A 12800-nucleotide genomic window follows, 5' to 3' on the forward strand; every position below is an offset into this window, starting at 1 on the left:
AGGGTGCACATCGGCCGGATCCCGTCCCTGGAGGCCCCTCCATGTCACACCGTCCGCTCCCCGGGCGCCGCAGCGTCCTGCGCGGCTCGCTGGTCGCCTCGGTGGCCCTGACCCTGCCCGTCGCGGCCGGCGCGGCGCCGGCACTGGCCCTCTCGGGGCGGCCCCGGGCCGACTGGGGTGTGCAGACGGGGGACGTGACCGCCGACTCCGGGCTGGTGTGGGTGCGCGCGGACCGTCCGGCGCGGATGATCGTCGAGACCGCCGCCACCGAGTCGTTCCGGCACGTGCGCCGCTGGTACGGCCCGCTGCTCGGCGCGGGCACCGACTTCACCGGCACGACCCGGCTGCACGGGCTGCCCTCGGGCGAGCAGATCCACTACCGCGTACTGCTGGCCGACCCTGACGACCCCCGTCGCACCGGCGAGCCGGTGACCGGCACCTTCCGTACCGCCTCCGCGCGGCGGCGTGACGGCGTGCGCTTCGTGTGGTCCGGCGACCTGGCGGGGCAGGGCTGGGGCATCAACCCTGACTTCGGCGGCTACACCATCTACAACGCGATGGGCGCGCTGAACCCGGACTTCTTCCTGTGCAGCGGCGACAACATCTACGCCGACGGCCCGCTCACCCCGTCCGTCGCCCTGCCCGACGGCAGCACCTGGCGGAACATCACCACCGAGGAGAAGGCCAAGGTCGCCGAGACCCTGGCCGAGTTCCGCGGGAACTTCCGCTACAACCTGCTCGACGACAACCTCAGGCGGTTCAACGCCCAGGTGCCGTCGATCATCCAGTGGGACGACCACGAGGTGACCAACAACTGGTTCCCGGGCGAGATCTTCGCGGACACCCGTTACGCCGAGAAGAACGTCGACGTCCTGGCCGCGCGGGCCCGGCAGGCGTTCTCGGAGTACTTCCCGATCTCGACCCTGCGCCGGCCCGACGGCCGGGTGTACCGGGTGGTCCACCACGGGCCGCTCCTCGATGTGTTCGTGCTGGACATGCGGACCTACCGCAACGCCAACTCGGCCGACGACCAGACCACCGACCCGCAGGGCATCCTCGGCGCCGAGCAGTTGGCGTGGCTCAAGCGCGAGCTGGCCCGCTCCCGGGCGGTGTGGAAGGTGATCGCCTCGGACATGCCCATCGGCCTGGTGGTGCCGGACGCCACGGACGGCAGGCCGAACATCGAGGCGGTGGCGCAGGGCGACCCTGGCGCGCCGCTGGGGCGTGAGCTGCAGATCGCCGAGCTGCTGCGGTTCGTCAAGCACCGGCGGATCACCGGCACGGTGTGGCTGACCGCCGACGTGCACCACACCTCGGCCCAGCACTACCAGCCCTCGCGGGCCGCGTTCACCGACTTCGAGCCGTTCTGGGAGTTCGTCTCGGGACCGCTCAACGCGGGCGCCTTCCCGGCGAACGCGCTCGACAACACGTTCGGGCCGGAGCGGGTGTTCGTGAAGGCGCCGACCGTGGCCAACGTCTCCCCGGCCGGCGGCTACCAGTTCTTCGGCGAGGTCGACATCGACGGCGGCAGCGGCGAGCTGACGGTCCGGCTGCGCGAGCAGGACGGCACCGTGCTGTTCACTCAGGTGTTGCAGCCGGGGCGGGTGGGGCAGTGACGGCAGGGCAGCAGTCGTAGAAGAATTAACAAAACGGGCATTCGCGGCCTTTACCCGTCAGTCACAGATCGTTCGTGATCACGCAACACCGTTCCTCCACAGTGGTTGCATGAATCGAAACCTGACCGACCTGAAGATCGCCACACTTCTCAAGGCCCTGTGGGCACCACGACGCCACGAGGACCCGCCGCCCACGAGTGATACCGGTGCCCGGCCGCCCTCCCCGGAGGAGCAGGCCGGGCCCGCCGCCGTCGGCACGACGAGCACCCTCTGGCGCATGCGGACGACGGTCAGGGACACACCGGGATCACTGGCCGCGCTGTGCACGGCGCTGGCCGGACACCGGGTGGACATCCTGAGCCTGCAGACGCATCCGCTGGGCGAGGACACGGTGGACGAGTTTCTGCTGCGCGCCCCGGGGACGCTCGCGTCGGCCGACATCACCGGTGCCGTGGCCCGGGCGGGCGGTACGGGCACCTGGATCGAGCGGGCCGACGCCCACGACCTGGTGGACGCGCCGACCCGGGTCCTCGGCCTCGCCACCCGCACCGCCCTCGACGCGGCCGAACTGCCGCTCGCCCTACGGCAGTTGCTCGGCCGCTGCACGATACGATCACTTCCTGCCACGCCCGCGGGCGGCGGCCGGGGGCCGGCCGACGTGCCCGTCGAAGGGGTGCTGGAGGACACCGTGATGCGCCTGCGGGCGCCGGAAGGCGGAGCGATCACCGTGGAGCGGCCGTACCTGCCGTTCACCCCGACCGAGTTCGCACGCGCGCGTGCCCTGGTCGAACTGGACGCCCGGCTCGGCCCGCGCATCCCGCGCAGCCAGGACGTGCTGACGCTGCCCGAGGGCAACGACATCACCGTGCGCCGGGCCGACACCCGTGACCTGGAGGCGGCCAGGGCTATGCACGAGCGCTGCTCGGCACGCACGCTCGGCATGCGCTACCACGGGCCCGTCGGCGACGCCGACCGCTATCTCAACCACCTGCTCAGCCCGCGCTTCGGCCGCACGCTCGCGGTGCAGACGGCCTCCGGGCGCATCGTCGGGCTGGGACACCTCCTGTGGGACGGTGATGAGACCGAGGTCGCGCTGCTCGTCGAGGACGAGTGGCAGCGGCGCGGAATCGGCCGTGAACTGCTCGACCGGCTCGTCGCGCTGGCGGTCGAGGCGGGGTGCGAGAGCGTGTACGCGGTGACGCAGTCGTCCAACACCGGGATGGTTGCCGCGATGCGGGGTCTTGGGCTGCCCCTGGATTACCAGATCGAGGAGGGGACGCTGGTGATCACGGCTCGGCTGGAGGGTGCGGTCACGGGGCCGTTGTCGAGTGCGGGTGAGTTGGGGGCCGCCCAGGCGCCGTAGGGGTTGCGGAATGGCTGGCGGCTACCGGTTCGTTGTGGCTGGTCGCGCCCACGCGACGGAGCCGCATATGTCATCGCCCCGCGCCCCTTGGAGGGCGCATGCGCGCCTCCAAGGCCCCGTCCAGGTCCCGCCACAGGTCCTCTACGTCCTCCAACCCCACCGACAGCCGCAGCAACCGGTCGCTCACCCCTGCGCCCTTGCGGTCGTCCGCGTCCACGATCCGGTGGGAGATGGATGCCGGGTGCTGGATGAGGGTGTCGACGCTGCCCAGGCTGACCGCCGGGGTGATCAGGCCGACGCCCGCGATCACCTCGTGGGGATCGCCGTGGACCTCGAAGGCGATCATCGCGCCGCCGAGGCGCGGATAGTGGACGCGGGCGACGCGAGGGTCGGCCGCGAGGCGGCGGGCCAGTTCGGCGGCGGTGGCGGAGGCGGCACGGACCCGTACGGGCAGGGTGGACAGGCCGCGCAGCAGCAGATAGCCGGCGAGCGGGTGCAGGACACCGCCGGTGGCGAACCGTATCTGCCGCAGGCGTCCCGCGAACTCCTCGTCGCAGGCGACCACGCCCCCGAGCACGTCACCGTGCCCGCCGAGGTACTTGGTGGCGCTGTGCAGGACGAGTCGCGCCCCGTGTTCGGCGGGCCGTTGCAGCACGGGCGTCGCGAAGGTGTTGTCGGCGAGCAGCGGGACCGAGCCGCAGGCGTGGGCGACGGCCCGCAGGTCGACCTCGGCCAGGGTCGGGTTGGCGGGTGTCTCGACCATCACCAGCCCGGTGTCGGGGCGCAGCGCGTCCGCGATGCCGGCCGGGTCGGTCCAGGTGACCTCCGAGCCCAGCAGCCCGGCGGTGAGGAGATGGTCGCTGCAGCCGTACAGCGGGCGCACGGCCACGACGTGCCGCAGGCCCAGGGAGGCCCGCGCGAGCAGTACGGCGCTCAGCGCGGCCATCCCGCTGGCGAAGGCGACGGCGCTCTCGGTGCCCTCCAGGCGGGCCAGGGCCGTCTCGAAGCGGGCGACCGTCGGGTTGCCCAGCCGCCCGTAGACCGGCGGGCCCTGCGGGTCCGCGCCCGTCGCGGCGAACGCGTCGATGCGGGCGGCCTCGGCGCGGCTGTCGTGGGATGGGTAGGTGGTGGACAGGTCGATCGGCGGGGCGTGCAGTCCCTGCCGGGCCAGGTCGTCCCGCCCGGCGTGCACGGCCTCGGTGGCCAGTGCGCGGGGGGCCGAAGACGTGCGTACACCGTTGTACGCGTGCGCGTGCGTGCTCGCTGCGGCTGAGTCCATGGACCGCAGAGTGAACAATCGACGGGTCACAGAAATCGAACACCGTGCTACGTTCGGCCGATGGCCGAATCTGTCGTACTGGACCCGGTCGATCTCCAGCTGCTGCGGCTGCTGCAGAACGACGCCCGGACCACCTACCGCGACCTCGCGGCGCAGGTCGGGGTCGCGCCGTCGACGTGCCTGGACCGGGTGACGCGGCTGCGCCGTTCGGGGGTGATCCTCGGGCATCAGCTGCGGCTGGATCCGGCCAAGCTGGGGCGAGGGCTGCAGGCGTTGCTGTCGGTGCAGGTCAGACCGCATCGGCGGGAGCTGGTGGGGCCGTTCGTGGAGCGGATCCGGGCGCTGCCGGAGGCACTGACCGTGTTCCATCTCACCGGTCCCGACGACTACCTGGTGCATGTCGCGGTCGCCGACATGGCCGATCTCCAGCGGCTGGTCCTCGACGAGTTCACCGCCCGGCGGGAGGTGGCCCGGGTCGAGACCCGGCTGATCTTCCAGCAGTGGGACTGCGGGCCGCTGCTGCCTCCGCGGGAAGGCGCGGCTCAAACACCCTGACGGTGTCCTACGCCCTCAGCTCAAACGCCGTGCCGTGCGCGGACCCTCGTACGAGGATGGGGTGCATGTCACAGACCACCACTCCCCTTCCCCGTGCGGTCGCCGACGCCTACGTCGACGGCCTCGTCGCCCTCGACCCGATCACCGGTACCTATCTGGGCGTGGCGGAGAGCTCGAGCCGTCTGCCCGACCTCTCGCCAGCGGGCCAGGAAGAGCTCGCGCGGCTCATGCGGGACACCCTGGCGAAGCTCGACGAGGCGGAGCGGCAGCCGGGCGCGGACAGTGACATCGAGCGCCGGTGCGCGCGCCTGCTGCGCGAGCGCCTCAGCGCGGAGCTCGCGGTGCACGACGCCGACGAGGGCCTACGCGCGGTCGGCAACATGGGCACGCCCGCGCACCATGTCCGCGAGGTGTTCACCGTGACGCCCACGCAGACCGACGAGGACTGGGCGGCCGTCGCCGCACGGCTGCGCGCGGTACCGGCGGCCCTGGCCGGCTACCGGGAGTCCCTGGCGCTCGGTCTGGAGCGCAAGCTGTACGGGGCGCCGCGGCCGACCGCCACCTTCATCGAACAGCTCGCCGAGTGGTCGGACACGGACGGCACCGGCCGCGGCTGGTTCGAGGACTTCGTCACCCCCGGACCGGACGCGCTGCGGGCCGAGCTGGACGAGGCGGCCCGTGCGGCGACGGCGGCGCTCGTGAAGCTGCGGGACTGGATGCGCGAGGTGTACGCGCCGACCGTCGAGGGCGCGCCCGACACCGTGGGCCGGGAGCGGTACGCCCGCTGGTCGCGTTACTACAACGGCACCGACCTCGACCTGGACGAGGCGTACGCGTACGGCTGGGCGGAGTACCACCGGCTGCTCGGTGAGATGAAGACGGAGGCCGAGCGGATCCTGCCGGGCGCCGCGACGCCCTGGGTGGCGCTCGCGCACCTCGACGAGCACGGCAAGCACATCGAGGGCGTCGACGAGGTCCGCGACTGGCTGCAGGGCCTGATGGACCAGGCGATCGAGGCGCTGGACGGCACCCACTTCGAGCTCGCCGAGCGGGTCCGCAGGGTGGAGTCGCGGATCGCCCCGCCCGGCAGCGCGGCGGCCCCGTACTACACCTCCCCTTCGGAGGACTTCTCACGGCCGGGCCGCACCTGGCTGCCGACGATGGGCCTGACCCGCTTCCCGGTGTACGACCTCGTCTCGACCTGGTACCACGAGGGCGTCCCGGGCCACCACCTGCAGCTCGCGCAGTGGACGCACGTCGCCGGGGACCTCTCCCGCTACCAGGCCTCCGTCGGCATGGTCAGCGCCAACGCCGAGGGCTGGGCGCTGTACGCGGAGCGCCTGATGGACGAGCTGGGCTTCCTCACGGATCCGGAGCACCGGCTCGGCTACCTGGACGCGCAGATGATGCGGGCGGTGCGGGTCGTCGTCGACATCGGCATGCACCTGGAGCTGGCGATCCCGGCAGACTCGCCGTTCCACCCGGGCGAGCGGTGGACTCCCGAGCTGGCGCAGGAGTTCTTCGGGGCGCACAGCAGCCGGCCGGCGGACTTCGTGGAGAGCGAGCTGACCCGCTATCTGACCATCCCCGGCCAGGCGATCGGCTACAAGCTCGGCGAGCGGGCCTGGCTGCTGGGCCGGGAGAAGGCGCGGGAGCGCCACGGGGACGCCTTCGACCTCAAGTCCTGGCACATGGCGGCCCTTTCGCAGGGGTCGCTGGGTCTGGACGACCTGGTGGACGAGCTGGCGCGACTCTGACGTGGGGGGCGGGTCCTGGAAAACCGGTGTCTCCGGGGCCCGCTCGTACGGCAGTCTCCTCTCCCATGACGACCCCCCGGACCCTGTTCCTCTCCCCACGCGTCACCGCGACCGGCCACGCCCTCGCGGACGCGGCACGCCGGCGCGGGGCGCGTGTGGAGACGCTGCGCGACTGGCGGGTGCCTCAGGAGCGGCGGGCGATCCCGGGTGCCTCGCTGTACGCCGGCCCGCTGTTCGCGGACGCGGTCGCGCGGGAACTGGGAATCGGGCTGCTGGAGGCCCCGGAGGGCTGGCTGGCCCGGCTGCCGTACGAACTCACCCGGCGGGACGTGGAGTTCACCACGATCGGGGAGGCCTGGAAGCTGCGGCGTCCGGCCTTCGTGAAGCCGCCGAACGACAAGAGCTTCCCGGCCCGTGTCTACCCGGACGGCAGCGGGCTGCCCGGGCCGGACGCGGTCGACGGCACGGAACCGGTGCTGATCAGCGACATCGTGGCGTTCGCCGCGGAGTACCGGCTGTTCCTGCTGGACGGCGAGGTGGCCACGGGCAGCCGCTACGCGACCCGGGGCGCCCTGGACGTCGCCCCGCTGGCGGAGGACCCGCGCCACGGGGAGGTGCTCGCGTTCGCCGAACGGCTGGCCGGGACGGGACTGCCGAGTGCGATCGTCGTGGACGTCGGTCTGGTCGACGGCTCCGGGTGGGCGGTGGTGGAGGCCAACGCCGCCTGGGCCAGCGGACATTACGCGTGCGACGCGGACACCGCGCTGGACGTCGTCCTGCGGGCGGCCCGCCCCGAGGGGGACTTCGCGCCGGCGGACCACCGTTTCCTGCGACCGGTTCCGGAAGTGGTACGCGACTGAAGGTGGTACGCGACTGAAGTCCGAGTGGGCCGTCAGCAGCCGCAGTTCGCCGCGTCCACGGGGGCCGTGAGCGGGTCGGCGTCGCGCTGCTCGCGGCCCTCCCAGGTCTCGTAGGCGAAGCCCTCGCGTGCCCAGTACTCGAAGCCGCCGAGCATCTCCTTGACCTGGTAGCCGAGTTCGGCGAGTGCGAGGGCGGCGCGGGTGGCGCCGTTGCAGCCGGGGCCCCAGCAGTAGGTCACGACCGGCACGTTCCGGTCGAGGAGCTGCTCGGCCTGTTCGGGGATGAGCGCGGTGGGCAGGTGGACGGCGCCGGGGATGTGCCCCTGGTCCCAGGCCTCGGTGGAACGGGAGTCCAGGACGACGAACCCGGGGTCGCCGCCGGCCGCGAGCGCGGCGGCCACGTCGGAGACGTCGGCGTGGAAGACGAGGCTGGCCCGGAAGTAGGCGGCGGCCTCGGCGGGGGCGGCGGGGGCAACGCGCAGGACGGGGTTGACGGTGGCGGCGGTCATCGCAGGGCCTCTCTGTGCTGGTTCCCGGTGGTTTCCGATGCCCAGAAATCTACGGTCGATGATCATTACCCTGAAGTGGCATTCCCCGGCGTGAGGCTTGCTCCGCCGGGGATTCCCCTGCTATCCCTCGGTCATGACCGTGTATTCCCCGGACGCCACCGACTGGCGCATCCTCGAGGTCCTCCAGCGCGAGGGCCGGGCCAGCTTCGCCGATCTCGCGCGGGCCGTGTCGATGTCGCCGAGCGCCGTGACCGAGCGGGTGCGACGACTGGAGGAGGCGGGCGTCATCCAGGGGTACGCGGCCGTCGTGGACCCCGATCGGCTGGGGCTGCCGATCCTGGCGTTCGTGCGGCTGCGCTACCCCAACGGGAACTACAAGCCGTTCCACGACCTGGTGGCGGTGACGCCCGAGATCCTGGAGGCGCACCACGTCACGGGCGACGACTGCTTCGTCATCAAGGTCGCGGCGCGTTCGATGCGGCACCTGGAGGAGGTGTCGGGGAAGATCGGCGCGCTCGGGTCGGTCACGACGAGCGTGGTCTACTCCTCGCCGCTCCCCCGGCGCCCGCTCGGCCGGTAGTCCCGCCGGCGCACCACCGAACCGGATCTCCCCTTCACGACCTCCAGCTGCGCGTGGACGCGCCGCCGCAGATCGGCGACATGGCTGACGATGCCCACGCTGCGGTCGCGTTCGCGCAGGGAGTCCAGGACGTCGAGGACCTCGTCGAGGGTCTGGTCGTCGAGGCTGCCGAAGCCCTCGTCGATGAAGAGGGTGTCCAGACGGACCCCGCCCGCCTCGTCGGTGACCACGTCGGCGAGGCCGAGGGCGAGGGCGAGCGAGGCGAAGAAGGTCTCGCCGCCGGAGAGGGTCGCGGTGTCCCGCTCACGGCCGGTCCAGGCGTCGACGACGTGCAGCCCGAGCCCGCTGCGGCCGCGTCCGGACCGGTCGTCGGAGTGGACGAGGGTGTAGCGGCCGGACGACATCCGCTGCAGTCGTACGGTCGCGGCGGCGGCCACCTGTTCGAGGCGGGCCGCGAGGACGTACGCCTCCAGTCGCATCCTGCGCTCGTTGTCGGCCGAGGTACCCGCGGTGAGGCCGGCCAGCCGGGCCACCCGGTCGTACTCGTCCCGCAGGGGAGCGAGCCGCCGTACGCCTTCGGCGGTACGGGCGGAGAGCCGGTCCAGTTCGGCGCAGCGCCGGGCGGCCGCGTCGCGCGCGGAGGCGGCGTCGCGCAGCCGCCGGGACGCGGCGGCCGCCACGTCCTGCGCCGTCGCCAGGTCGGCGGGCGGCTGCTGGGCGGCGGCCGCGGTGTCGGCCTCGGCGAGCACCGCGCGGACCGCGGCCTCCTCCGAGTGCCAGGCGTCCAGGCGTCGTTGCAGCTCGCGGTGGGCGCCGGCGTCGAGGAGGGCGTCGGCGGCGGCCTGCGGTGTGTCGAAACCGGCCCGGAACGCGGCGTCCGCGAGCCGGGCGTCGGCGTCCTTGAGCCGCTGGGCGGTGTCCTCGGCGGCCCGCGCGGCGTCCGCGGCCTCGGTGAGCAGCGCGACCCGGCGCTCCAGCTGGGCGGCACGGGCGGCCACGCTGTCGGCCGCTCCCCGCGCCTGCGTCAACTCGGCTTCCAGAGTGGTCCGTTCACGGTCCAGGGCGTCCCGTCGAGCGACCCGCGAGGCGGCGCGTACGGCGGCCTCCTGCTGGGCGGAGACACGCCGGTCGCGTTCCTGCTCGGCCTGCCGCAGCCGCTCGTGCGCGGTGTGCAGGGTCGAGGCGCCGCTCCGGGCCCGGCCGTACTCCCGCTCCAACTCGTCTGTTAGCGCGGCGAGTTCCTCGGTGGGCGTGTCGCCCGCCTCGCCCTCGGCGGTGGCCAGCTCGCGCTGGACGAGGCCCAGGCTCCGCTCGGCCTCGGCGCGCTCCTCGTCGGCCCGCTGGAACGCGGCCAGCGCGAGTTCCTCGGTCTCCCGGCCGACGTGTCCGGCGTCCTTGCGCGCGGGTGCCGGATGGTCGACGGCACCGCAGACCGCGCAGGGCTCGCCGTCGGTGAGCCGTGCGGCGAGTTCGGCGGCGATGCCGTTCAGTCGCCGCTCCTTGACGTCCAGCCACTCGGCACGGGCCTGCTGGGCCCGCTCGCCGGCGGCGAGCACGTGCCGGCGCCCGTCGTCCGTGTTCCGGGCGAGCCGGTCCCGCTGACGGGCGGCGGCGAGCCGCTTGCGGGCGGGTTCTCGCTGCACGGCGAGCCGTTCGGCCCGGGTGGCGGCCTCCTGGGCGGCCTCGACGGCGCTCAGGAGGCCGGCGCGCGTCTCCTCCCAGCCCGCGAGCCAGGCCTCGGCCTCCTGGAGGACGTCGGCGTCGGCCCGCTCCTGCCGGTCCAGGCCGGCCCGCTCCGCGAGAAGTTCGGCCAGCCGCCGCTCGGCCCGGCGGGCCGACTCCAGACCACCGAGTTCCTCGGCCGCACGGCGGGCGGCGGCGGCGAGCCCGGCGCCGCCGGCGTCCGCGAGCCCGCCTTCTGGCGGGGCACCCTCGGAGCCGTTCCCCTCCCGAGCCCCCTCGTCGCCGCCGAAGGCCCCCCGCACCAGCGCCCGCGCCCGCGCCTCGGCCTGGGCGGCCCTGCGGTGTTCCGTCTCGGTGGCCTCCCGCAGCTCCAGCGCGGGCGCCACCCCCTCGGCCTTGCGGGACCGCTCCATGCGTGCCTGGTCCTCGCGGTGCGTGCCCGCCCGCTCCTCCAGCCGCCCGGCCCGCTCCCGTGCCTCGGCGAACCGCCGCTGCAGGCGGGCGAGTTCGCGTACGTCCGTCAGCGCGCGTTCGGCGCTCGCCTGCGCGGACTCGGCGGCCGCGAGGCGGCAGTGGGCGATCGTCAGCTGCTCGCGGGCGGTGCTGCGGGCCACGGCCGCGGCGGTGACGACGGCCTCGGCGAGGCCCGGCTCGCCCGGCTGGAGCTCCGGCAGCTCCATGGCGTCCCCGGCGGCCTGCTGCATGCGGTGGGCGTCGGCGAGCAGGGCGGCGTCGCCGTCCCGCACGCGTGCCTCGGTCGTACGGCGCCGCTCCGCGAGCCGCTTCTCCACGTCGGCGAACCGCTGGGTGTCGAAGAGGCGGCCCAGCAGTCGGCCGCGAGCCTCGGCGTCGGCGCGCAGGAAGCGCGCGAAGTCGCCCTGGGGAAGCAGCACGACCTGGCAGAACTGCTCCCGGCTCATGCCGAGCAGCTGGGTGATCTCCTCGCCGATCTCCTGGTGGGACCGGCTGAGGTCCTTCCAGGCGCCGGCGGCGGAGTCGTACTCGCGCAGCCAGCTCTGCGCCTTCTCGACGGTGGTGCCCGTGCCACGCTTCTTGGGGCGCTCCCACGGTGGCTGCCGGGTGATCTCCAACCGGCGTCCCGAGACGGTGAGTTCGAGGGTGACCTCGGTGCGGGTGCCGGGGGCAGCGTGGTCGCTGCGCAGGGTGAGCCCCTGGCCCTGGGCGGTCTGCCGGGCGCCCGGGACGGCGCCGTAGAGCGCGTAGCAGACGGCGTCGAGGACGGAGGTCTTGCCCGCGCCGGTCGGGCCGTGCAGCAGGAAGAGACCGGCGGCGGACAGGTCGTCGAAGTCGACGCTCTGGGAACCGCCGAAGGGACCGAAGGCCGTCAGACCGAGCCGGTGCAGCCTCACCGCGCGACCTCCTTCACGGCGTCGTCCGCGCGGACCGCGTCGAAGGCGTCCCGCAGCACGCCCCGCTCGCGCTCGTCGGGCCCCGCGCCGCGCACGTGGGCGACGAAGTCCTCGGCGATCTCCTGGTCGCTGCGGCCGGCGAGACGCCGGGCGTACGACACGTCCGGGTCGTCCGGAGCCCGCTCGGGGGCGAAGACGAGGCTCAGGGTGTGCGGGAAGCGTTCGGTGAGCCGGGCCATGGGGTCGGCGGGGCGGACGGCGTCGGTGAGCGTCGCCTCGACCCACGCCTCCTCGTGGCGGGCGAGCGCGGGATCGGCGAGCAGTTCCTCCAGGGTCCCGGAGATCCGGGCGAGTGCGCGCGGCACGGGGCAGTCGATCCGCTCGGCGGTGAGGGCCCCCTCGGCGTCGAGGTCGACGAGCCACATGGTCTTGCGGTGGTCGGTCTCGGAGAAGGAGTACGGCAGCGGGGAGCCGGAGTAGCGGACGCGCTCGGTGAGGGTCTGGGAGCCGTGCAGATGCCCCAGGGCCACGTAGTCGACGCCGTCGAAGACGCCCGCGGGCACGGAGGCGACCCCGCCGACGGTGATGTCCCGCTCGCTGTCGCTGGGTTCGCCGCCGGTGACGAAGGCGTGGGCGAGGACGACGGACCGGGTGCCCGGCGCGCGGGTCGCGAGGTCGGCGCGGACCCGGTCCATGGCGGCGGCGAGCACGGCCTCGTGACCGGCCTTCTCCACGCCGAACTCGTCCTTCACCAGGGCGGGTTCGAGGTAGGGCAGACCGTAGAAGGCGACATCGCCGTGGGAGTCGGGGAGCACCACCGGGGTCCCGGCGGCCGAGGGATCGGTGCGCAGATGGATGCCCGACCGTCCGATGAGTCCGGCGCCCACGCCGAGCCGGCGGGCCGAGTCGTGGTTGCCGGAGATCATCACCGTGGGCACGCCGAGGTCGGCGAGCCGGTGCAGGGCGTCGTCGAACAGCTCGACCGCGGCGAGCGGCGGCACGGCGCGGTCGTACACGTCACCGGAGACGACCACCGCGTCGACCTCGCGCTCGCGCACGGTCGCGACGAGATGGCCGATGAACCCGGCCTGGGCCTCCAGCATGTTCACGCGGTGGAACGACCGGCCGAGATGCCAGTCGGACGTGTGCAGCACTCTCAAGAAACCGCTCCGACCTGCAGGACCAACCGTGAACATCGACCACGCTAACGCCTTCGGCATCTGATCCC

At 73.5% G+C, this 12800-nt stretch carries 10 protein-coding genes; 6 read left to right on the plus strand and 4 right to left on the minus strand.

What is annotated here, in order from left to right; translation table 11 throughout:
* Positions 1-41 precede the first annotated feature (41 nt).
* Positions 42-1616 (plus strand): alkaline phosphatase D family protein, encoded by a 1575-nt coding sequence (locus ACIRF9_RS37575; RefSeq protein WP_403831781.1) that lies wholly within the window; start codon positions 42-44, stop codon positions 1614-1616.
* A gap of 109 nt (positions 1617-1725) precedes the next feature.
* Positions 1726-2979 (plus strand): GNAT family N-acetyltransferase, encoded by a 1254-nt coding sequence (locus ACIRF9_RS37580; RefSeq protein WP_403831782.1) that lies wholly within the window; start codon positions 1726-1728, stop codon positions 2977-2979.
* Between the two features lie 70 nt (positions 2980-3049).
* On the opposite strand, the gene ACIRF9_RS37585 is transcribed toward ACIRF9_RS37580, so the two are convergent.
* Positions 3050-4258: a trans-sulfuration enzyme family protein gene (locus ACIRF9_RS37585; RefSeq protein ID WP_403831784.1), complete on the minus strand. Its 1209-nt coding sequence runs from the start codon at positions 4256-4258 to the stop codon at positions 3050-3052.
* 60 nt (positions 4259-4318) lie between these two features.
* Between ACIRF9_RS37585 and ACIRF9_RS37590 the strand changes: the two genes are divergently transcribed.
* The 3 genes from ACIRF9_RS37590 to ACIRF9_RS37600 all read left to right on the plus strand — a co-directional run bounded on the left by ACIRF9_RS37590 (position 4319) and on the right by ACIRF9_RS37600 (position 7430).
* On the plus strand, positions 4319-4813 hold the full coding sequence (locus ACIRF9_RS37590) for an Lrp/AsnC family transcriptional regulator (protein ID WP_403831786.1): 495 nt from the start codon (positions 4319-4321) through the stop codon (positions 4811-4813).
* Positions 4814-4878: 65 nt separating this feature from the next.
* On the plus strand, positions 4879-6570 hold the full coding sequence (locus ACIRF9_RS37595) for a DUF885 domain-containing protein (RefSeq protein WP_403831789.1): 1692 nt from the start codon (positions 4879-4881) through the stop codon (positions 6568-6570).
* Between the two features lie 65 nt (positions 6571-6635).
* Complete coding sequence (locus tag ACIRF9_RS37600; protein ID WP_403831791.1) at positions 6636-7430, plus strand: ATP-grasp domain-containing protein; 795 nt, start codon at positions 6636-6638, stop codon at positions 7428-7430.
* A gap of 32 nt (positions 7431-7462) precedes the next feature.
* Here the strand turns inward: ACIRF9_RS37600 and ACIRF9_RS37605 are convergent, their stop codons facing one another.
* On the minus strand, positions 7463-7939 hold the full coding sequence (locus ACIRF9_RS37605) for a rhodanese-like domain-containing protein (protein ID WP_403831794.1): 477 nt from the start codon (positions 7937-7939) through the stop codon (positions 7463-7465).
* Between the two features lie 133 nt (positions 7940-8072).
* Between ACIRF9_RS37605 and ACIRF9_RS37610 the strand changes: the two genes are divergently transcribed.
* Positions 8073-8519, plus strand: a complete 447-nt coding sequence (locus tag ACIRF9_RS37610) for an Lrp/AsnC family transcriptional regulator (protein ID WP_403831796.1) — start codon at positions 8073-8075, stop codon at positions 8517-8519.
* Here ACIRF9_RS37610 and ACIRF9_RS37615 read toward each other — a convergent pair.
* Both ACIRF9_RS37615 and ACIRF9_RS37620 read right to left on the minus strand, forming a co-directional pair.
* The gene (locus tag ACIRF9_RS37615) at positions 8480-11572 is read right to left on the minus strand and encodes an AAA family ATPase (RefSeq protein WP_403831798.1); all 3093 of its coding nucleotides are present in this window, start codon (positions 11570-11572) and stop codon (positions 8480-8482) included. The two genes, ACIRF9_RS37610 and ACIRF9_RS37615, sit on opposite strands and share 40 nt — an antisense overlap.
* On the minus strand, positions 11569-12732 hold the full coding sequence (locus ACIRF9_RS37620) for an exonuclease SbcCD subunit D (RefSeq protein ID WP_403831801.1): 1164 nt from the start codon (positions 12730-12732) through the stop codon (positions 11569-11571). The genes ACIRF9_RS37615 and ACIRF9_RS37620 overlap by 4 nt, the downstream gene beginning before the upstream one ends.
* Positions 12733-12800 lie beyond the last annotated feature (68 nt).

Origin of the sequence: Streptomyces sp. NPDC096132, from assembly GCF_044763345.1 — a bacterium.
In the GTDB taxonomy this organism is placed as follows: domain Bacteria; phylum Actinomycetota; class Actinomycetes; order Streptomycetales; family Streptomycetaceae; genus Streptomyces.